22 protein-coding genes are annotated in these 25,306 nt (G+C 72.3%); 12 read left to right on the forward strand and 10 right to left on the reverse strand.

Annotated features, from left to right (window positions below):
- The first annotated feature begins 159 nt into the window (after positions 1-159).
- The 4 genes from QF030_RS07540 to QF030_RS07555 all read left to right on the forward strand — a co-directional run bounded on the left by QF030_RS07540 (position 160) and on the right by QF030_RS07555 (position 5,473).
- Positions 160-2,010, forward strand: coding sequence for an ABC transporter transmembrane domain-containing protein (locus tag QF030_RS07540; protein ID WP_307161876.1), 1,851 nt, complete (start codon positions 160-162; stop codon positions 2,008-2,010).
- A complete protein-coding gene (locus tag QF030_RS07545; protein WP_307161877.1) occupies positions 2,007-3,851 on the forward strand; it encodes an ABC transporter ATP-binding protein in 1,845 nt (614 codons plus the stop codon). The genes QF030_RS07540 and QF030_RS07545 overlap by 4 nt, the downstream gene beginning before the upstream one ends.
- 809 nt (positions 3,852-4,660) lie before the next feature.
- The gene (locus tag QF030_RS07550; protein ID WP_307161878.1) at positions 4,661-5,131 is read left to right on the forward strand and encodes a DUF5709 domain-containing protein; all 471 of its coding nucleotides are present in this window, start codon (positions 4,661-4,663) and stop codon (positions 5,129-5,131) included.
- 84 nt (positions 5,132-5,215) lie between these two features.
- Positions 5,216-5,473 (forward strand): type B 50S ribosomal protein L31, encoded by a 258-nt coding sequence (locus tag QF030_RS07555; protein ID WP_171395721.1) that lies wholly within the window; start codon positions 5,216-5,218, stop codon positions 5,471-5,473.
- Between the two features lie 44 nt (positions 5,474-5,517).
- On the opposite strand, the gene QF030_RS07560 is transcribed toward QF030_RS07555, so the two are convergent.
- A complete protein-coding gene (locus QF030_RS07560) occupies positions 5,518-6,312 on the reverse strand; it encodes a metal-dependent hydrolase (RefSeq protein WP_307161879.1) in 795 nt (264 codons plus the stop codon).
- A 145-nt stretch (positions 6,313-6,457) separates the two neighbouring features.
- On the opposite strand from QF030_RS07560, the gene QF030_RS07565 reads away from it, so the two are divergent.
- The gene (locus QF030_RS07565; protein ID WP_307161880.1) at positions 6,458-8,971 is read left to right on the forward strand and encodes a DEAD/DEAH box helicase; all 2,514 of its coding nucleotides are present in this window, start codon (positions 6,458-6,460) and stop codon (positions 8,969-8,971) included.
- A 31-nt stretch (positions 8,972-9,002) separates the two neighbouring features.
- Positions 9,003-9,869 (forward strand): acyl-CoA thioesterase, encoded by an 867-nt coding sequence (locus QF030_RS07570; protein WP_307161881.1) that lies wholly within the window; start codon positions 9,003-9,005, stop codon positions 9,867-9,869.
- 10 nt (positions 9,870-9,879) lie between these two features.
- On the opposite strand, the gene QF030_RS07575 is transcribed toward QF030_RS07570, so the two are convergent.
- On the reverse strand, positions 9,880-10,767 hold the full coding sequence (locus QF030_RS07575) for a DUF6397 family protein (protein ID WP_307161882.1): 888 nt from the start codon (positions 10,765-10,767) through the stop codon (positions 9,880-9,882).
- Between the two features lie 138 nt (positions 10,768-10,905).
- Complete coding sequence (locus QF030_RS07580; RefSeq protein ID WP_307161883.1) at positions 10,906-11,319, reverse strand: roadblock/LC7 domain-containing protein; 414 nt, start codon at positions 11,317-11,319, stop codon at positions 10,906-10,908.
- A 119-nt stretch (positions 11,320-11,438) separates the two neighbouring features.
- Here QF030_RS07580 and QF030_RS07585 point away from each other — a divergent pair, with 119 nt between their 5' ends.
- A complete protein-coding gene (locus tag QF030_RS07585) occupies positions 11,439-11,867 on the forward strand; it encodes a PPOX class F420-dependent oxidoreductase (RefSeq protein ID WP_307161884.1) in 429 nt (142 codons plus the stop codon).
- Between the two features lie 20 nt (positions 11,868-11,887).
- Here the strand turns inward: QF030_RS07585 and QF030_RS07590 are convergent, their stop codons facing one another.
- The 5 genes from QF030_RS07590 to QF030_RS07610 all read right to left on the reverse strand — a co-directional run bounded on the left by QF030_RS07590 (position 11,888) and on the right by QF030_RS07610 (position 17,016).
- Positions 11,888-12,493: a GTP-binding protein gene (locus QF030_RS07590; protein ID WP_307161885.1), complete on the reverse strand. Its 606-nt coding sequence runs from the start codon at positions 12,491-12,493 to the stop codon at positions 11,888-11,890.
- Positions 12,494-12,742: 249 nt separating this feature from the next.
- Positions 12,743-13,153, reverse strand: coding sequence for a DUF742 domain-containing protein (locus QF030_RS07595; RefSeq protein WP_307161886.1), 411 nt, complete (start codon positions 13,151-13,153; stop codon positions 12,743-12,745).
- 22 nt (positions 13,154-13,175) lie between these two features.
- Entirely contained in the window at positions 13,176-13,613 is a 438-nt protein-coding gene (locus QF030_RS07600; protein ID WP_307161887.1) for a roadblock/LC7 domain-containing protein, read from the reverse strand.
- The gene (locus QF030_RS07605) at positions 13,610-16,180 is read right to left on the reverse strand and encodes a sensor histidine kinase (protein WP_307161888.1); all 2,571 of its coding nucleotides are present in this window, start codon (positions 16,178-16,180) and stop codon (positions 13,610-13,612) included. Before QF030_RS07605 ends, QF030_RS07600 begins: the two co-directional genes overlap by 4 nt.
- A 41-nt stretch (positions 16,181-16,221) precedes the next feature.
- The gene (locus tag QF030_RS07610) at positions 16,222-17,016 is read right to left on the reverse strand and encodes an MHYT domain-containing protein (RefSeq protein WP_307161889.1); all 795 of its coding nucleotides are present in this window, start codon (positions 17,014-17,016) and stop codon (positions 16,222-16,224) included.
- Between the two features lie 152 nt (positions 17,017-17,168).
- Between QF030_RS07610 and QF030_RS07615 the strand changes: the two genes are divergently transcribed.
- Complete coding sequence (locus QF030_RS07615) at positions 17,169-17,768, forward strand: class I SAM-dependent methyltransferase (RefSeq protein ID WP_307161890.1); 600 nt, start codon at positions 17,169-17,171, stop codon at positions 17,766-17,768.
- A 217-nt stretch (positions 17,769-17,985) separates the two neighbouring features.
- On the opposite strand, the gene QF030_RS07620 is transcribed toward QF030_RS07615, so the two are convergent.
- The gene (locus QF030_RS07620; protein ID WP_307161891.1) at positions 17,986-18,882 is read right to left on the reverse strand and encodes an oxygenase MpaB family protein; all 897 of its coding nucleotides are present in this window, start codon (positions 18,880-18,882) and stop codon (positions 17,986-17,988) included.
- Between the two features lie 99 nt (positions 18,883-18,981).
- On the opposite strand from QF030_RS07620, the gene QF030_RS07625 reads away from it, so the two are divergent.
- Both QF030_RS07625 and QF030_RS07630 read left to right on the forward strand, forming a co-directional pair.
- Positions 18,982-19,311, forward strand: coding sequence for a hypothetical protein (locus QF030_RS07625; protein WP_307161892.1), 330 nt, complete (start codon positions 18,982-18,984; stop codon positions 19,309-19,311).
- Between the two features lie 138 nt (positions 19,312-19,449).
- Positions 19,450-20,364, forward strand: coding sequence for a hypothetical protein (locus QF030_RS07630; RefSeq protein WP_307161893.1), 915 nt, complete (start codon positions 19,450-19,452; stop codon positions 20,362-20,364).
- A gap of 91 nt (positions 20,365-20,455) precedes the next feature.
- Here the strand turns inward: QF030_RS07630 and QF030_RS07635 are convergent, their stop codons facing one another.
- A complete protein-coding gene (locus QF030_RS07635) occupies positions 20,456-20,638 on the reverse strand; it encodes a hypothetical protein (protein WP_307161894.1) in 183 nt (60 codons plus the stop codon).
- A 240-nt stretch (positions 20,639-20,878) separates the two neighbouring features.
- On the opposite strand from QF030_RS07635, the gene QF030_RS07640 reads away from it, so the two are divergent.
- Together QF030_RS07640 and QF030_RS07645 are read left to right on the forward strand one after the other, a co-directional pair.
- Positions 20,879-23,860 carry a DEAD/DEAH box helicase gene (locus QF030_RS07640; RefSeq protein WP_307161895.1) on the forward strand — a complete coding sequence of 994 codons (2,982 nt, stop codon included), beginning with the start codon at positions 20,879-20,881 and terminating at the stop codon, positions 23,858-23,860.
- Positions 23,857-25,185 carry an SWIM zinc finger family protein gene (locus QF030_RS07645; protein WP_307161896.1) on the forward strand — a complete coding sequence of 443 codons (1,329 nt, stop codon included), beginning with the start codon at positions 23,857-23,859 and terminating at the stop codon, positions 25,183-25,185. The genes QF030_RS07640 and QF030_RS07645 overlap by 4 nt, the downstream gene beginning before the upstream one ends.
- Positions 25,186-25,306: the final 121 nt, after the last annotated feature.

Raw genomic sequence — 25,306 nt, forward strand, 5'->3', positions numbered from 1 at the left:
CCGGTTGATATGGACCACGCTGCGGCGCGAACCTTGCACGGTTTGCTGCCGCTCCGCGCGGACCTTCTTGTTCGCCCCACACCCCTCCCCTCCCCTCCCCTTCCCCCTCACCCTCCCCCGTCTTCTCCCCCTACCCCTGACTCGAGCCACTGGGACGTCATGCAGATCCAAGACCTTCCGTACCCCGACCCGGGCGTGCCGGACGCACGCTCGGGAGCCCGCTTCCTGTGGTGGCTCGGCCGGAACCAGCTGGGCGGCCAGCTCAAGGCCCTGGCGTGGGGCCTGCTGCACTTCGTGGCCGTCTCGGCGCAGCCGTTCTGCGTCGGGTTCGCCATCGAGGCCGTCGTGGACCGTTCCGGTACCCGGCTCGCCGTCACCGGCGGCGTGATGGCCCTGTGCGGTGCAGCCACCGCTGTCGGGGACACCTTCCTGCATCGCGCCGCCGTCACCAACTGGATCACCGCCGCTGCCCGGGTGCAGCAGTTGCTCGCCCGCAAGGCCTCGCACCTCGGCTCGGCACTGACCCGGCGGGTCGCCGCCGGTGAGGTCGTGGCCGTCTCCACGGGTGACGTCGAGAAGATCGGCTGGTTCGTGGAGGCCGTCTCCCGCTTCACCGCCGCGGCCGTCACGGTCCTGCTGGTCTGCGTCGGCCTGGTCGTCTACCAGCCGGCGCTCGGCGTGGTGGTCGCCGTGGGTCTGCCCGTTCTCGCGGTCGCGGTACTGCCCCTGCTGCCCGCGGCGACGCGACGGGCCGACGTCCAGCGCGAGAAGGCCGGCCGCGCCACCGAACTCGCCTCGGACACCGTGGCGGGACTGCGGGTGCTGCGCGGGATCGGCGGCGAGGAACTGTTCCTCGACCGCTACCGCAGCGCCTCGCAGGAGGTCCGCCGCGCGGCCGTGCGCAGCGCCCGCATGTGGTCGCTGATCAGCGCCATCCAGGTGCTGCTGCCCGGGCTGCTGCTGATCACCGTCGTCTGCTACGGCGTCCACCTGGCCCGCGAGGGCCGTATCACCGTCGGTGAACTGGTCACGGTCTACAGCTCCGTCATGGTGCTGGCCTATCCCCTCAGGCACTTCGAGGAGATCGCGATGGCCTACTCCTTCTCACGCCCGTCGTCCGCACGCGCCGCCCGAGTGCTCGCCCTGGAGCGGGCCACCGACATCGGCGGCTCGCGCGCGGCCGACGCTCCCTCGGGCGACCTGTACGACCCCGCCACCAAACTGCTCGCCCCGGCGGCCCGGCTCACCGCCGTGGTCTGCGGCGACCCGGACGCGGCCGGACGTCTGGCGGAGCGGCTGGGCGGGCACCCCCCGGAGGACAGCCCTTCCGTCCTGCTCGGCGGGGTTCCCCTGAACGAACTGCCGCTGGAGTCCGCGCGCACCTCGGTCCTCGTCCAGGACAAGGACCCGGTGCTGCTGTCCGGTTCCCTGCGCGACCTGCTCGACGTGCCCGCCTCGGGTGCGGTCGACGCGGCAGCGGCGCTGGCCGCCGCCCAGTGCGGGGACGTCCTCGACGCACTCGTACAGGGTTCGCTGGACGCCGACGACCCGATGGACGCCCGGATCACCGAACGCGGCCGGTCCCTCTCCGGCGGCCAGCGGCAACGCCTCGCGCTGGCCCGCTCCCTGTACACGGACCCCGAGGTCCTCGTCCTGGACGAGCCCACCTCCGCCGTGGACTCGCACACCGAGGCTCGGATCGCCGAGGCTCTGCGTGAACTGCGGGCCGGGCGCACGACGGTGGTGTTCACCTCGTCCCCCCTGCTGCTGGACCGCGCAGACCGGGTCGTGCTCGTGCACGAGGGCGAGGCCGTCGCGGTGGGCGTGCACCGCGAACTGCTGCACTCCGAGCCCAGGTACCGGGCCGTGGTGACCAGGGAAACCGATGAGGAAGCCACGCCGGCAGAGCCCTTCGAGGACGAACGGGCGCCCCTGCGCGGCGTGTTGGAGGGCCTGGAAGACGACCGGCTCGAAGAGATCGAACGCGAAGAGATCGAGGAGACCGCATGATCGGCGTGGCGCCGCCCGCGTACGACCCGGCGGCACCGACGACGGCGAACACGCTGCCCGTCGGCGCCCCCTCGACCGTACGCGCCTACGTGGCAGAACTCCTGCGCCGGCACCGCCGGGCCTTTCTGCTCCTCCTCCTCGTGAACACCGTCGCCACGGTCGCCTCGATGGTGGGTCCCTGGCTGCTCGGCGACCTCGTGGAGCGGCTGTCGGAGGGGGCGCGCGAGCTCCGTCTCGGGCTCGTCGCCACGCTGTTCGTGCTCGCCCTGGTCCTCCAGGCCGCCTTCGTACGGCAGGTGCGGCTGCGTGGCGCGATGCTGGGCGAGCGAATGCTGGCCGACCTGCGCGAGGACTTCCTCGTACGCTCGGTACGGCTGCCGCCGGGTGTGCTGGAGCGAGCCGGTACGGGTGACCTGCTGTCCCGCATCACCACGGACATCGACCGGCTGGCCAACGCGATGCGCGAGGCCGTGCCCCAGCTGACGATCGGCGTGATGTGGGCTCTGCTGCTGCTCGGCGGGCTCGTCGTCACGGCGCCGCCGCTGGCGCCGGCCGTCCTGGTCGCGGTTCCGCTGCTGGTGGCCGGGTGCCGCTGGTACTTCAAGCGGGCGCCGGCCGGCTACCGCTCGGAGGCCGCCGGTTACGCCTCCGTGGCCGCGGCCCTCGCCGAGACCGTGGACGCCGGCCGCACCGTGGAGGCCCACCGGCTGGGCCGGCGCCGCATCGCGCTGTCCGAGCAGCGCATCCGGCAGTGGACCGCCTGGGAGCGCTACACGCTGTGGCTGCGGTCGGTGCTGTTCCCGGTCATCAACCTCGTGCACATCACTGTCCTGGGCTCGGTCCTCATGCTCGGCGGGGCGTTCGTGCTGAAGGGCTGGATCGGGGTCGGCCAGCTCACGACGGGGGCCCTGCTGGCGCAGATGCTCGTCGACCCGGTGAACCTCATCCTGCGTTGGTACGACGAACTCCAGGTGGCCCAGGTGTCGCTGGCCCGCCTCGTCGGAGTACGTGACATCGAGCCGGACGACGGGGACTCCGCGCTCGTCCCGGACGGGCACGACGTCCACGCCGACCGGGTCCATTTCGGCTACCGGGAGGGCGTCGACGTACTGCGCAAGGTGACCCTGGAGGTCTCCCCCGGCACCCGGCTGGCCCTGGTCGGGCCCTCGGGGGCGGGGAAGTCCACACTGGGGCGGCTGCTCGCGGGGATCTACGCGCCGCGCGACGGCCGGATCACCCTCGGCGGCGCCGAACTGTCGCGGATGACCGCGGAACGGGTCCGCTCCCATGTGGCGCTCGTCAACCAGGAGCACCACGTCTTCGTCGGCTCCCTGCGCGACAACCTCCGGCTGGCCCTCCCCCACGCGCGACTCCACCCGAGCGAGGGGTCCCCGTCGGCCCCGACGGCCGTGGGAAGCGCCGAGAAGGCCGAGGAAGCCGAGCTGTGGGCGGCCCTGGGCGCGGTCGACGCGGACGGCTGGGCCCGCGCTCTGGACGACGGCCTCGACACCGAGGTCGGCTCCGGCGGTGTCGCGCTCACCCCGGCGCAGGCCCAGCAGATCGCCCTGGCCCGGCTGGTCCTGGCCGACCCCCACACGCTGGTGCTGGACGAGGCGACCTCGCTGCTCGACCCGCGTGCCGCCCGCCATCTGGAGCGGTCCCTCGCCCGCGTCCTGGACGGCCGTACCGTCGTCGCCATCGCCCACCGTCTGCACACCGCCCACGACGCCGACGTCATCGCCGTAGTGGAGAACGGCCGCATCAGCGAGCTGGGCAGCCACACCGAGCTGGTCGCGGCGGACGGGGCGTACGCGGCGCTCTGGCGGTCGTGGCACGGCTGAGTCGCGAACCGACGACGGCGCGAAGCCGCCGAGACGAGGCGCGAGAGCGCCGGCGCCGGCATCTGGAACGGTGCCGACACCGGTGCCTGGGTCAGTGCTCCCGGGTTCTGGGTCATTTCCGCACTGGTTCCTGAGCCGGTGCCGGAGTTCTGGGTCGCTGCCGGAACCAGCGCCTGAGTCGGCACCCGTGCCTGGGTCGGTGCCGGGTTCTGCGTTGGTGCCGACACCGGTGCCTGGGTCAGTGCTGCCGGTTTCTCGGTCATTGCCGGTGCCTGGGTCGGTGCCGGTGCCTTGGCCGGCGCCGGTGCCTTGGCCGGCGCCTTGGCCGGTGCCGGCGCCTGAGCCGGAGTTCCGGGTCGGTGCCGGAACCAGCGCCTGGGTCGGTACCGGTGCCTCAGTCGGTGCTGCCGGGTTATGGGTCGGCACCGGTGCCTGGGTCCGTGCCGGCGCGTACGTCGGTGTCGGCGCCAGGGGGCGGTGCCGGCGCGGGTGCGTGAGTCATTGTGTGGGCAGGCGCCCTCGGGGGTGCTCTCGGCCGGCTTCTCGCAGAGCGGGGAACTGCGTGCCCCGGGGACCGGGACGGTCTCGGCGCGCGACCGACACCCGCCGCCGCAGGCGGCCCGGCCAGGCCTGCGCGCGCCCTCTGGCGTTGCGCGGTCCCGACGCGGAGTGGAACGCTGGATAGCGGCACCCGCGCGGAAGGCGGTCGGGATCCCTCCGGAACACACCGCGCCCGACCGGTGCCCCGTGCGGCGGTACCCCGCCGCCGACCGCGATGAGAACGGGGCCGACACCCCCTGGAGGTACCCGTGAACAGTGCCGACGGATGGGGGGACGACGTCTATCAGCCCGACGCGTCCGACATCCAGGACGACGCGGGACTGCTCGATGCCGAGGACACGCTGGAGAACGACGGCGTCGACGACCCCCTCGACCGCGGCTGGTCCCCTCCGGACCGCCCCTGGGCGGTGGAACACGATGGTGTGACCGCCGCGGAGCGCCGTGAGGGCGAGACCCTGGAACAGCGGCTCGCGGAGGAGACTCCGGAACTCGACGCGCCCGACGGCGACGGCCTCGGCGATTGCGACGGCACCGACGGGGAACTCCTCGACAACGAGGTCGGCTCCGCTCGCTCCGGCAGGCTCGTGGCGCCGGACGAAGGAGCCCACGAGGACGAGGAGAGCGCACTGATCGCCACGGACGTGGGCATCGACGGCGCGGCGGCCTCCGCCGAGGAGGCCGCGATGCACATCGTCGACGAGGACGCCCTGTCCGGCTGACCCGTCCACGGCCGCCTCGGCCGTGCCCGGTCCGTCGCCGCCGTCCGCATCGCCAACGCCGACGTCATCGCAGGAGGAGCCCTTATGCAGCAGGACAAGCAGCCCGACTACCACGCGGTCGTGTTCCGCGACCGGACCGCCGGTTACGCCTTCCTGACGCGGTCCACCGCCACCAGCGACCAGACCATCGAGTGGGACGACGGCGAGACCTACCCGGTCGTGGATGTGGAGATCTCCTCCGAGAGCCACCCCTTCTACACCGGCAAGGCGCGCACCGTGGACACGGAGGGCCGGGTCGCCCGCTTCGAGCGGCGCTACGGCGACGGCGGAGCGATGACCTGAACCGGTGCCGACGCCACCGTCGAAGGCACGCGTCGGCTCGCTCGTCAGATGTAGTTGAGGGCGGCCGCGCCGCCGACTCCCCCGAGCAGCATGAACACGGGCATCAGCACCTTCAGCTCGACCCAGCTGCCGGCCCGGAACCGCATCACCTTGGGCGGCCCGATCGGGTACCAGCGCTTGCGCCCGATGGGGATGGGCCACAGGACCGGGCAGCCCGAGACGGTCAGGGCGTCGCCGATGTCGTGCACCAGGGCGCCCAGCACGATCGGCAGTCCCAGCCACAGGTACTGCTGACCCGGGTCGGTGAACAGCCAGTCCGAGCCGTTGCCGGGCTTGTCCAGGACACCGGCGAGGATCCATGCGCTGGTGGCGGCCAGCAGCCACACCAGTACATCGCTGCTGGATCCCCGGGCGGCCCGCCACAGCAGTCCCTCGATCGCCAGCACCATGTGCACGAAGAGGAGCGCCAGGACCGCCCAGCGGCCACCGGTGACGGCCAGCGCCGAGGCGCCTCCGCCGATCATGACGGCCCACAGCCAGGTGTGCGTCAGGGTGCGGTGACCACCGGAGCGGCGCGGGTCGCCCTGCTTCCTCGTGCCCTTGTAGACGGCGTAGGAGAGCTTGTCGACGATCTCGCACAGCCAGCGCGAGACGGGTCCGAAGGCCCGGGAGATGGTGGCCGCCTTGTGGTCGAGGTCCGGGGCGAGCGCCGCTCCGGCACAGATCAGCGCACCCGCGAGGAGGACCGGCCAGGGCATCGTGTGCCCGGCAGCCGCGGCGGCCGCACCGACGCCGAGCCAGGCGGCCGCCCCCGACAGTGAATGTGCTGGTCCCATCATGGCCGCTGCCCGCCCTATTCCTCGAATGCCGCTGTCCAGTTGACCGGGTGCGTTGACGCTCCGTCGGCGACACAGCGTAGCGGTCGTGATCTTCGGGCCGGCATCCGATTCCCCCATCAGGGACGAGGGCAGGCAAGATGGGGGCGTGACCCTCATCGATCAGTTGCCGCCGACCGCAGATCCCGACGCCCTGTACGAAGCCTTCGAGTCCTGGGCGCAGGAGCGTGGTCTGACGCTCTACCCCCACCAGGAGGAGGCGCTGATCGAGGTGGTCTCCGGGGCGAACGTGATCGTGTCGACGCCCACCGGCTCCGGCAAGAGCATGATCGCGGCGGCCGCTCACTTCGCGGCTCTCGCCCGTGACGAGGTCACCTTCTACACGGCTCCGATCAAGGCGCTGGTGTCGGAGAAGTTCTTCGAGCTGTGCAAGATCTTCGGCACGGAGAACGTCGGCATGCTGACCGGCGACGCGTCCGTGAACTCCGACGCCCCGGTCATCTGCTGCACCGCCGAGGTGCTCGCCTCGATCGCCTTGCGCGACGGCAAGCACGCGGATGTCGGCCAGGTCGTCATGGACGAGTTCCACTTCTACGCGGAGGGCGACCGCGGCTGGGCGTGGCAGATCCCGATCCTGGAGCTGCCCCAGGCGCAGTTCGTGCTCATGTCGGCCACGCTCGGCGACGTGTCGTTCTTCGAGAAGGACCTCGCCCGGCGCACCGGCCGCCCCACGTCGGTGGTCCGCTCGGCGACCCGACCGGTGCCGCTGTCCTACGAGTACCGGTACACCCCGATGACGGAGACGCTCAGCGACCTGCTGGTCACCAAGCAGGCGCCCGTCTACATCGTGCACTTCACACAGGCGCAGGCGGTGGAGCGGGCACAGGCGCTGATGAGCATCAACATGTGCTCGCGCGAGGAGAAGGAACGGATCGCCGACCTGATCGGCAGCTTCCGCTTCACCACGAAGTTCGGCCAGAACCTCTCGCGCTACGTACGGCACGGCATCGGCGTCCACCACGCCGGCATGCTGCCCAAGTACCGGCGTCTGGTGGAGAAGCTCGCCCAGGCGGGCCTGTTGAAGGTGATCTGCGGTACGGACACGCTCGGCGTGGGCGTCAACGTGCCCATCCGGACCGTGCTGTTCACCGCGTTGACCAAGTACGACGGCAACCGGGTGCGCACGCTGCGGGCCCGCGAGTTCCACCAGATCGCGGGCCGGGCCGGCCGGGCCGGCTTCGACACCGCGGGCCTGGTGGTGGCCCAGGCTCCCGAGCACGTCATCGAGAACGAGAAGGCGCTCAACAAGGCCGGTGACGACCCGAAGAAGCGTCGCAAGGTGGTGCGCAAGAAGGCGCCCGAGGGATTCGTGGGCTGGACGGAGAACACCTTCGACAAGCTCATCGAGTCCGACCCGGAGCCGCTGACGTCCCGTTTCCGGGTCACGCACACGATGCTGCTCTCGGTGATCGCCCGGCCCGGCAACGCCTTCGAGGCGATGCGGCATCTGCTGGAGGACAATCACGAGCCGCGCAAGCAGCAGCTTCGGCACATCCGGCGCGCGATCGCGATCTACCGCTCGCTGCTGGACGGCGGCGTCGTCGAGAAGCTCGACGAACCGGACGCCACCGGCCGCGTCGTCCGCCTCACCGTGGACCTCCAGCAGGACTTCGCTCTGAACCAGCCGCTGTCCACCTTCGCGCTGGCCGCGTTCGAACTCCTCGACCCGGAGTCGCCTTCCTACGCTCTCGACATGGTCTCCGTCGTGGAATCCACGTTGGACGACCCGCGTCAGATCCTCGCCGCCCAGCAGAACAAGGCCCGCGGTGAGGCGGTGGCCGAGATGAAGGCTGACGGCGTCGAGTACGAGGAGCGGATGGAGCGCCTCCAGGACATCTCGTACCCGAAGCCCCTGGAGGAGCTGCTCTTCCACGCGTACGACACCTACCGCAAGAGCCACCCGTGGGTGGGCGACCATCCGTTGTCGCCGAAGTCCGTCATCCGTGACATGTACGAGCGGGCGATGTCCTTCACCGAGCTGGTGTCCCACTACGAGCTGGCCCGCACCGAGGGCATCGTGCTGCGCTACCTGGCCGGCGCCTACAAGGCCCTCGACCACACCGTCCCGGACGACCTCAAGTCGGAGGATCTGCAGGACCTGGTGCAGTGGCTGGGCGAGATGGTGCGCCAGGTGGACTCGAGCCTGCTGGACGAGTGGGAGCAGCTCGCGAACCCGGCGGAGATGACCGCCGAGGAGGCCCAGGAGAAGGCCGACGAGGTCAAGCCGGTCACGGCGAACCCGCGTGCCTTCCGGGTCCTGGTCCGCAACGCGATGTTCCGCCGCGTCGAGCTCGCCGCCCTCGACCACGTCGGCGAACTGGGCGAGATGGACGGCGAGTCCGGTTGGGACGCCGATGCCTGGGGCGAGGCGATGGACAAGTACTGGGACGAGTACGACGACCTCGGCACCGGTCCGGACGCCCGGGGCCCCAAGTTGCTCATCATCAAGGAGGAACCGGAGAACGCCCTGTGGCGGGTCCGGCAGATCTTCGACGACCCGAACGACGACCACGACTGGGGCATCAGCGCGGAGGTCGACCTCACGGCCTCCGACGCCGAGGGCCGCGCGGTCGTCCGCGTCACCAGCGTCGGCCAGTTGTGAGTACCGAAGAGGGCACAGGAGAAGCGCACCGATGACGAATCCCGCCGAGAGGCTCGTCGACCTGCTCGACCTCGAGCAGATCGAGGTCAACATCTTCCGCGGCCGCAGTCCGCAGGAGTCCCTGCAGCGGGTCTTCGGTGGCCAGGTTGCGGGCCAGGCACTGGTCGCGGCCGGCCGGACCACCGATGGGGACCGGCCCGTGCACTCGCTGCACGCGTACTTCCTGCGGCCGGGCCGTCCGGGTGTGCCCATCGTGTACCAGGTCGAGCGGGTGCGGGACGGGCGGTCCTTCACGACCCGCCGGGTCACCGCCGTGCAGCAGGGGCGCACGATCTTCAATCTCACCGCCTCCTTTCACAAGCCTGAGGAAGGTCCCTTCGAGCACCAGTTGCCGCCGGCTCGCGAGGTCCCGGACCCGGAGTCCCTGCCGACGGTCGTCGAGGAGATCCGGAAGCATCTGGGCGCGTTGCCCGAGCAGTTGGAGCGGATGGCGCGCCGCCAGCCCTTCGACATCCGGTACGCGGACCCGTTGCGCTGGAGCGCCGAGGAGGTCAAGGAGGCGGAGCCGCGCAGCGCGGTGTGGATGCGCGCGGTCGGGCCGCTGGGCGACGATCCGCTCGTCCACACCTGCGCGCTCACCTACGCCAGCGACATGACCCTTCTGGACGCCGTCCGCCTCCCGGTCGAGCCCCTGTGGGGTCCGCGCAACTTCGACATGGCGTCGCTGGACCACGCGATGTGGTTCCACCGGCCGTTCCGCGCCGACGAGTGGTTCCTGTACGACCAGGAGTCGCCGATCGCCACCGGCGGGCGCGGGCTGGCCCGCGGACGGATCTACGACCTGGAGGGGCGCCTGCTGGTGTCCGTGGTGCAGGAGGGTTTGTTCCGGGCACTGTAGATCCGGTCGGTCACCCGCTTCGGCGGCGCAGCCAGGGCAGCAGACCGCGGTTCGGCCGGTCGGGTCGGCCGGGCGGCTGCGGTGGTCCGGCCAGGGGCGTCGGGGCCGGTTTGGGGGAGGGCCGCGGCGCGGGCTGCTCGGCTCGGGCCTCGTCCAGGGTTCGTTCCAGGTCGTAGCTCAGCCAGTCGATCTCGTCGGGATCGTCGGCCGTCATGATCTTCTCGACGAGGTGCGCGGCCGGCGTGCCGGGTGTGCTGTGGGCCGGCGGTCCCGGCCGGAACCTGTTCAGGTGGGAGCGTTCGTAGGGGTCCTTGACGATCTCCGCGACCTGGAGCGGGTCGAGGAACCCGGCCAGTGCTCCGGCGCGTTGCCAGGGGTTTTCGGCCTGCCGGTGCAAGAAGCCCAGGTGGCGTCCCCGCCAGTTCCGGGGCCGCAGGTCGACACCCGCGGCCAGCTGGCTGCGAAGCACCTCGGGGGTGCGGCCCGCCAGCAGGAAGGCGTTGGTCCCGTCGGTGGCGAACTGCTCGATCTCGTCGGCGAGATAGAGCCAGACGACGACCCGGTAGCGGTTCAGGTAGAACCTGACGGGCACCACCAGTCCCAGTCGCGCGAGGCGGGTGAACCGGGCCGGGGGCACGCCCATGAGGGCTGCGCCTTCACCGGTGCCCACGGCCCGCACGCTCGCCCGCAGCGCTTCGGGGAAGCGGGGCTCCGACCGCAGACGTTGGATCTCCGCCCGGGCCACCCGGCGACCCCCTTCGCCCTCGTCGGGCACGGTCCTGACGCGCCCGAGGTGCACGGCGAGGTCGAACTCGCTTCGCTTCAGGTCCAGTTCCCGCGCTGCCCGGCTCGGCGTGCAGGAAGTGGAGTGTGGTCGTGTGACGGTGTTGCCGGACATGGTCGTCTCCCCCGTGGAGCGAAGTGGAGTGAAGCAGGCCCGCACGGTCCGCGGTGGCCTCGGAAAAAACCGTAGCCGGAACCGCCGACAGCGGGGCGAGCCTGTGGATAACTCCACAGAGGAGGAAGAAAGGGCAGGTCAGAGCTCGTCGAGTGGTGCGCGGTCGGGCTGCCGTGCGTCCACGGTGAGGTGCTCTCCGACCCGGTTGACGAGCAGGGTCATCTCGTAGGCGATCTGGCCCATGTCGGCCTCCGCCTCGCTGAGTACGCACAGACAGCTGCCGGTGCCCGCGGCGGTGACGAACAGCACCGCGTCGTCGAACTCGATCATCGTCTGGCGTACCCGGCCCGCGCCGAAATGCCGTCCCGAGCCCTTGGCCAGGCTGTGCAGTCCGGACGAGACGGCGGCGAGGTGCTCCGCGTCCTCCCGCAGCAGTCCCGCGCTCGCCCCCGCCACCAGCCCGTCGTTGGACAGGACGAGCGCGTGCCGTACGTGGTCGACGCGCTCGGTCAGGTCGTCCAACAACCAGCCCAGCCCCTGGTTCTGCGCCATGTCCCGCTCCCCCTGTGACATTCCCCGTGTGACATTCCCCGTGCGACCCTCCGCCTCGTCGGAGAATCTGCCCGCCAGCCTTCCCCAGGAGCGGCCGCGGGAGCAAGGAGGATGGCGGCATGGCACAGAAGATGACCGATGAGGAATGGCGGGCCTTCGTCGCGTACGGGACCCGCACCGGAAAACTGTCCACGGTACGGGCCGACGGAAGTCCGCATGTGGCGCCGATCTGGTTCCTGCTCGACGGGGACGAAGTGGTGTTCAACACCGGCAAGGACACGGTGAAGGGGCGCAATCTGGCGCGGGACGGCCGGGTCGCCCTCTGCGTGGACGACGACCGGCCGCCCTTCGACTACGTGGTGCTGCGTGGCCGGGCCCGCATCTCGGAGGACCCCGACGAGCTCCGGCACTGGGCGACTCGTATCGCCGCGCGCTACATGGGTGACGAGCGCGCCGAGGAGTTCGGTGCCCGCAACGGGGTTCCGGGCGAACTGCTCGTGCGCGTCGCCGTCGACAAGGTCCTGGCGCAGAAGCGCGTCGCGGACTGACCGGGCCGACGTGGGCGAGGTCAGCTCACGGAGTCGAGCAGCCGGGCGGTGTGCATCCGCCCGGCGTACTCGACCAGCCGGATCAGCACCTCCTTGCCCGAGGCGCGGTCACGGGCGTCGCACAGGACGACCGGGGTGCCGCCGTCGAGGTCGAGAGCGCGCGAGACGTCCTGGGCGCCGTATGTCCGCGAGCCCACGAAGCAGTTGACGGCCACCACGAACGGGATGTGCCGGTGCTCGAAGTAGTCGACCGCCGGGAAGCAGTCCTCCAGACGCCGGGTGTCGGCGAGGACCACCGCGCCCAGCGCCCCTTGTGACAGTTCGTCCCACAGGAACCAGAAGCGGTCCTGGCCGGGGGTGCCGAACAGATAGAGGGAGAGGCCGGAACGGATGGTGATCCGGCCGAAGTCCATGGCGACCGTCGTCGTGACCTTCTGGTCCACGCCGTCGGTGTCGTCGACCGACTGTCCAGCCTCGCTGAGCAGTTCCTCGGTGCGCAGCGGCTTGATCTCGCTGACCGCGCCCACCATGGTGGTCTTGCCCACGCCGAACCCGCCGGCGACCAGTATCTTCAACGCCAGGGGGGCCGTGTCGCCGCCCGTGGTGTCGGAGTGTTCGGAGACCATGGATCACTTCTCTCGGGAGTGTCGTCAACGGTCGAGGTCGTTTTGCAGGGGTGCCGGGCCCGGCGCGGCGGTCGCGCGGGGCTTCGGCGCCGGAGTGACACGTCAGCATCATGACAACCGCGGTCCCTTTCCGAGGTGTTCGACCGCTATCTGCCCGATGTGACCGACTCTGATGTGTTCGGTGTCCTGAGGCGTGCACGAGCCGGTGTGCGGTGGGTCCGTACGCGTCCGGGTCGGTCCGTGGTTCGTCTACAGCGCTCGCAGCCCCTCGATCACCTCGCGCAGGATCCGTTCGTCGGGCAGCTGGGCGGGCGGGACCGGGCGGCTGACGGTGACGCAACCGAGTTCCAGCAGGTCTCCGAGGAGCACCCGGACCACGCCCACGGGAAGGTCCGCGCCCGCCGAGAGCTCGGCGACGGACTGGGTCTCCGTCCGGCAGAGCCCGATGAGGGAGCGGTGTTCGGGTCCGAGCGCCATGCCGTCCGTGCTCGGCGCGCCCGGATCCAGGGTGACCAGGGCGATCAGGTCGAAGCGCACTCCGGTGGGTCCCGGTTTCGTGCGCCCGCCCGTCATGGCGTACGGGCGGACGAGCGGGCCTGCCTCGTTGTCGTACCACTGGCTGCCCAGCTCGCGCGGGGCGCCGGTCATGTCCTCGGTCATCTGCGTGGGTCGCTCTCTGGCCTCATCCGGCGGCGGGCGGGCGCGAGCCGAGCCGTGGCGCCGTGTAGAGGTGCTCTCCGACCCGCTTGACCAGCCGCGCCATCTCGTACGCGACAAGGCCGATGTCGGCGGTCACGGCGGTGAGGACGGCCAGGCAGGAGCCGTCTCCCGCGGCGGCCACGAACAGGAAGCCGTCGTCCATCTCCACCATGGTCTGGCGTACTCCACCGGCGCCGAAGTGGCGGCCCGCGCCCTTGGCGAGGCTGTGGAAGCCGGAGGCGACGGCGGCGAGGTGCTCGGCGTCCTCCCTCCTGAGATCGGTCGAGGCCCCGACGGCGAGCCCGTCGTTGGACAGCACCACGGCGTGCCGTACCTCGCTCACGCGCATCACCAAATCGTCCAGCAGCCAGTCGAGTTCACCGGACTGCCGGCCGGGCCTCGTGCTCGGATCCTTGATCATCTGGAGTCTCCTTCGCTGCTGTCGCTGCCCGGTTCGGGTTCCGGGGCGTCTCCGTGGCCGGGCTGTCTGCCGCCGCCGCGCGCCCAGCCCTCCCGGTAGGCGGACATCCGGTTCCGTACGAGCTCGGGGGTGCGCTCCTCGTCGCCGCGCGGGCCGTGCGGCTGGGCCGGTTCCTCGGCGAGTCGTCTGCGCAGTTGGGGGGCGAGGTTGGCCTGCCGCACCCGGCGCGGGAGGTCGTCCGATCCTTCGGCTCCTTCGGCGTCGTCCTCGGGGCGGTGCAGGCGCAAGGCGGTGACTCCGGGAGGCGGGGGTTCGGCGGCCGCCGGTTCGGCGACGGCCCGTTCGGGTGCGGCTCGTACGGGCGCCACCAGCGCGGGGCGGTCGGCGGAGGCGGGGACGGCCTCCTGACGCCGGTCGGCGGTGTGCCGGTCCGCGGCGGACACGCGCGCGTACACACGTTCCGCGGGCTGCTGCGCGGCCTGCGGCTCCGCTCGGGTGGAACGTTCCGGCTTGCCGCTGTGCAGCAGCGCCGTCGGCAGCAGGACGACCGCCGTGGTGCCGCCGTACGGCGAGGTCCGCAGGTGGACCTTGATGCCGTGACGGGCTGCGAGCCTGCTGACCACGAACAGGCCGAGCTGGTCGCTGTCGAACAGGTCGAGCGCCTCTGACCGGGCGATGCGCCGGTTGGCCTCGGTGAAGGTCTCCTTGCCCATGCCCAGGCCCCGGTCCTCGACCTCGACGGCGTAGCCGTTGCCCACCGGTTCGCCGGTGACCCGCACGCGCGTGTGCGGGGGCGAGAACTGGGCGGCGTTCTCGATGAGTTCGGCGAGCAGGTGGGTGAGGTCGGCGACGGCGGTGCCGATCACGGCTGCCTCCGGGAGCTGCCGTACCTCCACGCGCGCGTAGTCCTCGACCTCGGAGACGGCGGCACGGACCACGTTGGTGAGGGACACCGGCATGCGCCAGGCCCGGCCGGGCGCCGCCCCCGAGAGAATGATCAGGCTCTCCGCGTGGCGCCGCATGCGGGTGGTGAGATGGTCGAGCCGGAAGAGGTCGCTCAGCTCGTTCGGATCGTCGGAGCGGCGCTCCATGCTGTCCAGAAGGCTCAGTTGGCGGTGGACGAGTACCTGACTGCGGCGGGCGAGGTTGACGAACACCCCGGAGATGCCGCTGGCGAGTTCGGCGCGCTCCACCGCGGCCCGCAGGGCCGCACGGTGCACCGTACCCAGGGCCTGGGCGACCTGGCCGGTCTCGTCCTCGGAGGGAGGTCCCGGCGGCGCCTCGGCGCGAACGTCGATCTCCTCCCCGGCGCGTAGTTTCCGCATGGCCTCCGGCAGTTTGCGCCGAGCGATCTCCAGGGCGCTGTTGCGCAGGCTGACCAGCTCGACGACGAGTCCGCGGCCGATGCGCACGGAGATGACGAGCGAGGCGACGACGGCCGCGAGGCCCAGCAGGACAGCGGCGCCGGCCGAGGTGAGCAGACCGCGGGTGAACGGGTCGGCGCGGTCGGCGACACCGCGTCCGGCGTCCGCCTCGATCGTCCGCATCCCGTTCTGCACGCGCGCGTGGGCCTTGTCCCAGATGCCGGCGGGGGCGGCGGCGGTCGCCTTCGCGCCCGGCCCGTCGGCGAGGACCTTGTCCTCGGCGGTGTACAGGGCCGCGTAGGCACTGCCGGCGGCGAGACGCTGCCAGGCGGTGCGTTCGGGCCCGCGCAGGTCCGCGACGGCCGACTGCGTCAGGGTGCGGCGGGTGTCCACTGCGCCGGCGAAGAGCCGCAGGCGCTCTCCGTCGAGGCGTCCGGCGAGGCGCGCACCGGTGAGCACGACTCCCTCCTGCGCCAGTGCCTCTCCCGCGCGGGAGAACTCGAGCAGCACGCGCGCGTCCGAGCCGAGTTCGGCATCCTGGACGCCGGAGAGGGCGCCGCCGACCGAGAAGGCCGCCGAGATCGTGCTCGTGTACCGGCCGTACGTCTCCTGCCAGCCGGCGCTGCCGTCGAGGACCGCCGTCCGCAGCGAGGGGAGCCCTTCGGCCCCGGAGACGAACGCCTCGAGCCGCTGGGCCACTCCGGCGGGGAGTTCCTGGCCGTCGGCGACGGTGCTGTCGTCGCCGAGCCGCAGCCGGCCCACCGCGCGGTCCGTGCTTTCGGCGAGCGTCCTCAGGTCGCCGCCCTGCCCGGGGGCGGGTTCGGTCGCGTAGCGTACGGCGGCCGCCCGTTCGGTCTGGAGAGCGGCCACGGCGGCGGCCACGGGGGCACGGACCTGGGAGTCCACGCGCTGCAACTGGCGCAGCCCGGACACCTCCTGGGCGGTGCTGACGGTGGCGTACGCCCACAGGGCGAGCAGGGAGACGACCGGCACCATCAGCAGGCAGACGATCTTGGCGCGTACGGTGCGCGGTCTGATGCGCCAGCGCTCCGCGCGCGGGGGTATCGCGTCCGCGGGTGTGTCGCTCTCGTCGATCCGCTCGTCCGGGCTCTCGTCGGCCGGGGGTCCTGCGTGGGCGCGGCGCCCACGCGTGGGGGGCGGCGCGTCGGCGCCTGCCGTGGGGGTCCTACGGGGTGTACGCATGGCCTCCTCGCTCGTAAGGGGTTCGTGGCGGGCCGGTCGTGTCAGACGGGCCGGGCCTGCTGTCGGACGGTGAGGCTGTCCACCGGTTGCTGGGCCGAGGCGGACGCCTCGCGCTCCCCGGTCGTGGGCGACAGCGCGACGAAGGCCGAGGTCAGGAAGAGATAGGAGCCGAGGCCGACGGCGAGGGGGAAGATGAACTGCATCGCCGTGGCCCCCGGCAGCGCCTCGCCGGAGGGTGTGACGCGGACGCTCACCGCGAACATCGCGGTGTAGTGCATGCTGCTCACGGCCGCGCCCATGACGAGGGAGGCGAGGGTGACCGCGATCGGCGACCTGATGTTGAGCGCCGCCCACAGGGCCGCGGTCGCCGCGACGACGGCGATCACGACGGACAGGGCGACGCGCACGGGGTCGTAGACCACGTCGGCGTGCAGCCGGACGGCGGCCATGCCCAGGTAGTGCATGCTGGCCACCCCCAGCCCCGTGGTGAGGCCGCCGATCAGCAACGCGCGCGTGCGGTCACGGCTGTAGCCGACGGCGAAGACGCCGGCGCAGACGACGACCATGGCCACGAGAAGGCTGAGCACGGTGAGCGGAACGTCGTAGCGGATGTCGGTGCCGCTGACGGCGAAGCCGAGCATGGCCACGAAGTGCATGGTCCAGATTCCGGTGCCGATCGCCGAGGCGGCGGTGATCAGCCAGTTGCGGCGCGAGCGTCCGGTGGCTCCGAGCGCACGCATGGTGCAGCGCAGGCCGAGGGCGGCGCCGACGCAGGCCATCGCGTACGACAGCGCGGGGGTCAGCCAGCCGAAGGCGGCGTGGTCCAGGTGTCCCATGGCCACGGGAGGCTAGTCGGGGCACGGAAGCACAAAGGGGGCGCATTTCGAAAGGTGTTGGAATGTGGCGCAGTGGTGCGCCGGAACGATCGGGTCACGCTCGAACATGTGCACCGAGGCGTCATCCGTGTCGGTGAGGGATCATGCGGAGCATGAGCGACGACCACACACACGTTCAGGAGTTCTTCGGCGCCCGGGCCGCGGACTGGGACAGCCGCTTCCCGGACGACGGTCCCGCCTACGCCGCCGCGGTCGGCGACCTCGGTCTGCGCGCCGGAGACCGTGTGCTGGACGCGGGCTGCGGCACCGGCAGGGCCCTGACGCCGCTGCGTGCGGCCGTGGGCCCGTCGGGAGTGGTCGTCGGGGTGGATCTGACCCCGGCCATGCTGGCGGCCGCCGTACGGGCCGGACGCGACCGCGCCGGACGGCTGGTGCTCGCCGACGTGACCGCGCTCCCCTTTCGCTCCGCGTCGCTGGACGCCGTGTTCGCGGCGGGCCTCGTCGCCCACCTGCCCCGGCCGGAGGAGAACCTCGGGGAACTGGCACGAGTGGTGCGCCCCGGCGGCACGCTGGCCCTGTTCCACCCGATCGGCAGGGCGGCGCTGGCGGCGCGTCAGGGACGGCAGGTGACACCGGAGGACCTGCGTGCGGAACGCAACCTGGGCCCGCTGCTGGCCGGTTCGGGCTGGCGGATGACGTCGTACGCCGACGAGGACGCCCGCTTCCTGGCCCTCGCGGTCCGCGAGACCTGAGGGGTCACCGCTCCCCGGCGACCGCCCGCACGAAGGCGTCGGGATCGTCGAACACGACGTCGTGGCCGGCGCCCGGGACCTTCACCACACGCACGCCCGCCGCCTCCGGGGCGCCCGCTCCGTCGAGTTCACCGGCCGGCTCACCTGGAGGCAGAAGTGCCCGACCGCATCGAGGCCGACCCGGTCCCGCGCATGATCGGGTCGGACCCGCGCCGGCTCACTCGGCGGCCGACGTGCCGGTGTGCCGGACGGGACAGCCGCCGACTCCGGGCACCGGCCAGGTCCCCAGCTCCTCCGGTCGGAAGCCGTTCGGGTAGCCCCTGACCTCCCGGTTCTGTCGCGCGTGGTGGGGTGCGCGCCGGGGCGGCAGCAGCCGCACCAGGCGCCCGCGCGCGCGGACCGCCGCCCGCACCAGCGCCCGGGTCGCGGGGCGTGGAGGGGCGTAGCGGAACGCCTTCAGGAGGTGTTCGTCGAGCAGCGCGAGGGTGGCGTTGCGCAGCACGGGTGCCAGCGGCCTCGGGTACCAGGAGGCCATCAGGGCGAGCGTGGCGTCCGAGACCCGCCGCGCCCCCTCGTCCCAGCCGAAATGAGCCTCTTCGTAGGCGTCGAGACAGGCCTCGAACTCCTCGTAGGTCTCCGGGATGTCCTTGATGCCCATGCGCTGCCCCAGGGTGCGGTAGTGCACGGTGCAGGCGACGATCTCGTGGCGCGACAGCCTGCGCCATCCGTAGGCGTCGATCCATCGCTTCGGCATGACGACGAAGGTGCAGAGCACGTACCGCATGTCGTCGTTGCTGATGTCGTAGGAGCGGTGCATGCGGTTGATGCGCCGGACGGCCGTCCGGCCCTGCTCGCTGTCGAAGCCGTGCTCGACGACGGCGTCGAGCAGGAGCGAGGTGTCGTCGTAGCGCTTCTGGGCGCGGTCCGTGAGTTCCGCCGTCTCGGCGAGCAGACGCCCGATGCTCGGCACCGCGTAGGTGCGGTACAGGGCCAGTTCCAGAGCGCGGGTGACGTCCCAGGGAAACTCGTACGCCGCGGTGAGCCGGTAGATCTCGAACGCGTCCTCGTACAGGTCCATCCGCCGGATCTGACTGAGCCGTTCGTAGCGCTTCACCGCACCGTCCCCCTTCTGCCGCCGGATCTCCAACTCTAGGTTGAACAGCAGGAGATGGACGATCGGTCGGGGCAGGCTCGCAGGGGGAAGGTGGTCGGTATGTTCGGCAGGATCGGCACGACGTACGGGAGATTCCGCGACGCGATGCGCGCAGGGTCGCGTCCGGGTGAGGAGGGACGTTCCCGGAAGGAGGCGCGAGGCGGTCGGAAGCGCGCCCACAACCTGTTCGAGGCGGCCGCCGCCTACGTCTCGGCGTGCGCGGAGGACGATCAGGACAGGATCGACGAGGCGGCGGGGTGGGTGTCGCCGGAGGCGCTGTCCTTCGGTGTCAACGAACTGGCCTGTCGCGCGGTCATCGCCCTCGCCCGGGAGCGCGACGAGTCGCCCCGTACTGTGGCTCGTGCGCTCCTCGGACTGCCGTCGGCGTGACGCGGCCGGCGGCCGAGGTGGTCGATTCGCCCCGTCCGACCGGAAAGCCGCAGCTCCGGCTGTGTCGGGGAGTCGTGACAAGCGCCTTCCCGCCGCACTAGGGTGCGCGCCGTTGGACAAACCTATGGGGAGGCTGGGATGGCTGGGACGGACGAGGACGCCGTCGCCGCCGCGGACGATGCGCTCTATGTGCTCACGGCGGTGCTGCTGACGCCGGCGAAGTTCCCGAGCGCGCTGGGCGACGACTACCCGGAGGCCTGTGCGGCGCTCGGCCTCCCGCCGCTCGCCGACGGGTACGGCCTGGTGCTGGGCCAGGACGGCGAGGGCGCGCGGTGGACCGTGGTCATCGACGACGTGTCGCTGGTGGCCGTCGCCATCGCGTCATGGGACTGCGGCATGGAGTACGACCTGTCGCCCGGCGAGCGGACGGTCGTCGCCGCCCTGCCCGGCTGGCCGCTGGCGGTCGCCGTCGCGGCTCCCGGCGTACCCGCGCCGCACGATCCCGCCGCCGAGATCGCGGACGGCCCGGCGCTGTCGCCTCCGGACACGACCACCTGGGGTCCGGCCCAGCGACGGCTGGGGGCCGACGAGATCGCGCTCCAGTGGGCCCTGTGGCGCGAGCAGATCGACGACGCGGACTTCGCCCGCCCCGTGGGCGGCGCCGCTGCGGATGCGGGCGTCGGCAGCGCCGCCGGCCGAGGCGCCCGGGAGGACGAGACGGGCGGGACCGGCTCTGCCGGCCCCGCCGACGGAGTCGCCACAGCCGAGAAGGACGAGGCGAAGGGCCACAACGGCATCCGACGCGTCCTGGCCGAGGTACGCGCCTACGTGGACGCCCCTCCGCCGCTCGGCCGCGTCCGCTCGTCGTTCGCACCGGGTGACGCCCGCACTCTGCGCGCCGACGGCCCCGGCTGGTCGCTGGTGGCCAGGACCGACGACATCGCGTTCGTCCTGCTCGACGAAGAGCCCGGCGAGGTGCTGCCGGTCGGCCGCGGACCCGAGCTGCCCGGGCTCCTCGAGGCGCTCGACAAGATGGCCGTGCGGCCGCTCTGAGGCCTCGCGGGTCCCTGTGCCGTCCGTCGGGCCCACGTCATGGGCCCGACGGCCTGGAAGTGCTGGTGGCGGGGACCGCGGTCCCCGTCGCTCAGCGGCCGATCTCCTTGCGCGTGACACGGCGCAGCCTGCGCCGCTGAGAGGGATCCAGGGTGAGGTAGGCCGCCGCCGGAACCCCCAGCACGATCAGCAGGGCGGCCCACCAGGGCAGCCAGATCAGCAACAGCAGTCCGACCGCCACACCCCCTGCGGCGATCTTCGCTTTTCTCGACATGTGCGTCGCCTCCTTCGCGGCCCCTGCCGCTCTCTGTCATGAAAACGGCTTCACGCCGCCCACGGTTCCGGACATGACCCCGAGACGTCCCTGAGGTACAGCCCCGAGACACCCCTGAGACGCCCCGCCCCGGGTCGGCCGACCGGGCCGGATCCGGGCACGGTGCGCGTTTCCCGTCGGCGTGCTGTACCCTCGGCGACCCCACCTCGGGTAGTCAAGTTTGAGGAGTAGTTCATCGCTGTGCAGAGTGTTCCCGTGGACAGACCGCTCGAAATCTCCGAACTGGCCCGTTGCTGCGCCGTCTTCGTGCCCGGCACTCCGGCCCGGACCGGCGGTGTGGCCTTCTGGCGACCCGACGGCGGCGCTCTTCCCGCCGTAGCGGGCCGACGGGTGGAGGATCTGTCCGTCGTCCGGCCGGCCGGCGCCGGTGTGGCGCTCGTGCGTGTACCCGCCGTCCTGCTCGCGGTGGAGGAGGCCCTGCCCCTCCTCACCCGCGCGCGTGCCGTGCCGGACGGGCACCGGGCCGCCACCTTCTGGGGTGCGGCAGCCCTCCTGGCCCTGCGGTGTGTGGCGCGCGGTCTGCTGCTGCCCGGTCTGTCGCCGGAGGACCACGACGCCTGGCGGATCGGCCCGCCGGCTCCGGAGGACCTCGAGCAGGTACGCCGCCTTGCCGCCTCGATGCCGCCCGAGGCACACGCCGTGCCCGTGGACGAAGCCCTGCCTCTGCGCCTTCCCGACCCCGAGCGACTGCTGCGCGCCTTCCTGGACGCGGTGGCGGACGCGCTGCCCCGCACGCCCGCCGCCCCGCTCATGGCCGGAGGCCCGGCCTACGCGGCCCCGCAGCCCCGGTACCTGCCGGGGCTGCGCACCTGGGCGGCCGGCGTCGCCGCGGGCCACGACGCCGGCGTGCGGATCTCGCTGCGGATCGAGGTATCGGGACTCGACCTGCCCGAGATCGAGATGCCCAGGGCGGACGGCACCATGACGGGACCAGGAACGGACGGCTCCCGGTCCGGTGAACCCGCAGCGGATGCCCACGGGTCCGGTGCCCCCGGGATCGCCGTTCCCGGGGCCGGCCGGGCGAGGCCCGGGTTCCGGGCCGTGCCGCAGGTGCACAGGGTGAGTGACCCGGCGCTCGTCGTGGACGCCGCCGACGTCTGGGCCGACTCGGGCGCCTCGCGCGGGGCGTTCGGCCCCCGCGCGCGGATGGACGTTCTGCTCGCCCTGCGCCGTGCGGCCCGTGTCTGGCCGCCCTTGACACCCCTGCTGTCGGCCACCGTGCCGGACGCCGTGGAACTCCTCGACGAGGAGGTGTCCGAGCTGTTGGGCGAGGGCTCGCAGGCACTGGCGGGCGCGGGGATCGAGGTGCACTGGCCGAGGGGCTTGGCCCGCACCGTGACCGCCCGCGCGGTCGTGGGCCCCCCGCGGGAGGCGGGTGGAACGGCCCGGTTCGGCGCGGACACGCCGTCCTTCCTGTCGGCGGACGCGCTCCTGACGTTCACCTGGTGGTTCGCACTGGGCGACCAGCAACTCACCCGCGAGGAGCTGGACCTGCTGGCCGAGGCCGACCGGCCGCTGGTGCGGCTGCGCGACCAATGGGTCCTGATCGACCCGCGGGAACTGCGCCGCGCCCGCTCCCAGCAGGACCGCAGGATGACGCCTGTGGACGCGCTGGGCGCGGCTCTGACGGGCTCGACGGAAGTGGACGGCCGACGGGTCGACGTGCGGCCCACCGGTTGGCTGGCGGCCCTGCGGGAGCGGCTCACGCATCCGGGGACGCAGAAGCCCGTGGAGCAGCCCGCGGCCCTCGACGCCACGCTGCGCGACTACCAGCGGCGCGGCCTGGACTGGCTGGCCCGGACCACGGCCCTGGGGCTTGGCTGCTGTCTGGCGGACGACATGGGGCTCGGCAAGACCGTCACCCTGATCGCCCTGCACCTGCATCGGCAGACGGACGCCTCGACGGCGGGTCCCACTCTCGTGGTCTGCCCGACCTCCCTGATGGGCAACTGGCAGCGGGAGATCGAGAAGTTCGCGCCGGGCACGCCGGTGCGCCGCTTCCACGGGTCGCGACGCGATCTGGAGTCACTGGCCGACGGGGAGTTCGTCCTCACCACCTACGGCACGCTGCGGCTGGACGCCGGGCGGCTCCGCAAGGTGCCGTGGGGCCTCGTCGTGGCGGACGAGGCGCAGCACGTGAAGAACCCGTACTCGGCGACCGCGCGGGCACTGCGCACCATCGACGCACGCGCGCGTGTGGCACTCACGGGCACCCCGGTGGAGAACAACCTGTCGGAGCTGTGGGCGATCCTGGACTGGACGACACCCGGCCTGCTGGGCCGGCTCGGCGCCTTCCGCACGCGGTACGCGCGGGCCGTCGAGAGCGGCGGGGACCCGGCCGCGGCGGAGCGGCTCGGCCGACTCGTGGGACCGTTCCTGCTGCGCCGCCGCAAGTCGGACCCCGGGATCGCCCCCGAGCTGCCGCCCAAGACCGAGACCGATCGGCCCGTGGCCCTCACCACGGAGCAGACCGGCCTGTACGAGGCCGTGGTGCGCGAGACGCTCGCCGCGATCGCCGAAGCCGACGACATGGCGCGCCGAGGGCTGATCGTGAAGCTCCTGACCGGCCTCAAACAGATCTGCAACCACCCTGCGCAGTACCTCAAGGAGGAACGGCCCAGGACCGCCGGACGCTCCGGGAAACTCGAACTCCTCGACGAACTGCTGGACACCCTCCTCGCCGAGGGGGCGAGTGTGCTGGTCTTCACGCAGTACGTGCGCCTCGCGCGGCTCCTCGAACAGCATCTGGCGGCGCGGGGCGTGCCCACGCAGTTCCTGCACGGCGGTACGCCCGTCGCCCAGCGCGAGGACCTGGTCCGGCGCTTCCAGGACGGCGAGGTCCCCGTGTTCTTGTTGTCGCTCAGGGCCGCGGGCACGGGACTCAACCTCACGCGCGCGGAGCACGTCGTGCACTACGACCGCTGGTGGAACCCGGCTGTCGAGGCGCAGGCCACGGACCGGGCGTACCGCATCGGCCAGACCAGACCCGTACAGGTGCACCGGCTGATCGCCGAGGGCACGATCGAGGACCGTATCGCCGACATGCTGCGCCGCAAACAGGACCTCGCGGACGCCGTGCTCGGGGCCGGCGAAGCGGCGCTCACGGAACTGACGGACGCCGAGCTGGCCGATCTGGTGGAGCTGCGAGGGGATGCGCGATGAACCGGCACGACAGCGTGGAGGAAAGGACGTTCGCCCCGTTGCCTCCCGCGCGCGGGAGGGGGTTCGCTCAGACGTGGTGGGGGCGGGCGTGGCTGGCCGCCCTCGAGGACGGCGCGCTGGACGGGGAGCAGATACGGACGGGCCGTCGACTCGCGCGCGCGGGCGCCGTGGGCGCGGTGTCGGTGCGGCCGGGGCGCATCACGGCCGTCGTCCAGGACCCCGATCACACGCGGCACCGGGCCGATGTACTGCTCGACAGGCTCTCGGGCGACCAGTGGGACCGACTCGTGGACCTCGCGGTGGAGCGGGCGGGGCACGTCGCCGCGCTGCTCGACCGGGAGATGCCGCACCATCTGGTCGAGGACGCCGAGTCGGCCGGCATCGACCTGCTGCCGGGGCCGGGCGACCTCGAGGCGCGGTGCGACTGCGGCGCCTGGGACCACTGCGGTCACACGGCGGCGGTCTGCTACCAGGTGGCGGGACTGCTCGACCAGGATCCCTTCGTCCTCCTGCTGCTTCGGGGGCGTGCCGAGCAGCATCTGCTGGACGATCTCCAGGCGCGCGGCTCGGCCGCCCGGTCCGCTGCGGAGCCGGTGCGCACCGACGGTGTGGACGCGGCCCAGGCGTACGCGGCAGGGGACGGCCTGCCGCCGCTGCCCGCCGTGCCCGAACTCCCGCCGGAGCCCGGCGTGCCGCTTGCGACGGACGCGGACGTCCCGCCCCCGGCCGGGGTGGAACCCGCGGCGCTGGAGATCCTGGCCGCCCGGACGGCCGCCGCGGCGCACCTGATGCTCGCCGAGGCACTCCGCGAGGGAGCGCAGCGGCGTCCGCCGACGGTCACGCCGACTCTGGGCCAGGACGCCGTACGGCTGGCCGCGGGCGTCCTCGACGAAACCGGTGCGGTCGATCCGGGCGGCGAGGCCGTGGCGGGCCGTCTCGCGGCCGGGTCCGGACGCGGCCGTGCGGAACTGGCGGCTGCCGTCCGGGCCTGGCGACACGGCGGGGTGGCCGCCCTGTCCGTGCTCGAGGAGGAGTGGGCCGTGGAGGGCGCGGCGCTCGCACGCGCGCGTGCCGCGCTGGAATCGGCCTGGGAGGAGGACGAGCGGCCGGTGCTGCGGGCGCGGGGAAACCGGTGGACGGTCGTCGGGACGGGCTGCCAACTCCGGTTGGGACGGGACGGCAGATGGTGGCCGTATCGCAGGGAGGGCGGCCGTTGGATGCCGGCCGGGGACGCGGCCCACGACCCGGCGGCAGCCCTGTCCGTGGTCCGGCCCGACGGCGAGGAAGCGCTGTCCCGGGTCCGGACTCCACACGGTGCCGGATAGCACGCCGGTCCGACGGGCGGCCGACGCCCCGGGTTCACCCGGAGGTCGTACGGCGTTCGGAGCGTGCCCCGACCGTGGCCGCTGTCACCGAACTTGTCGCACTCTTCTCCTCAGGAGGCCG

The organism is Streptomyces rishiriensis (genome assembly GCF_030815485.1).
Taxonomy (GTDB): Bacteria; Actinomycetota; Actinomycetes; order Streptomycetales; family Streptomycetaceae; genus Streptomyces; species Streptomyces rishiriensis_A.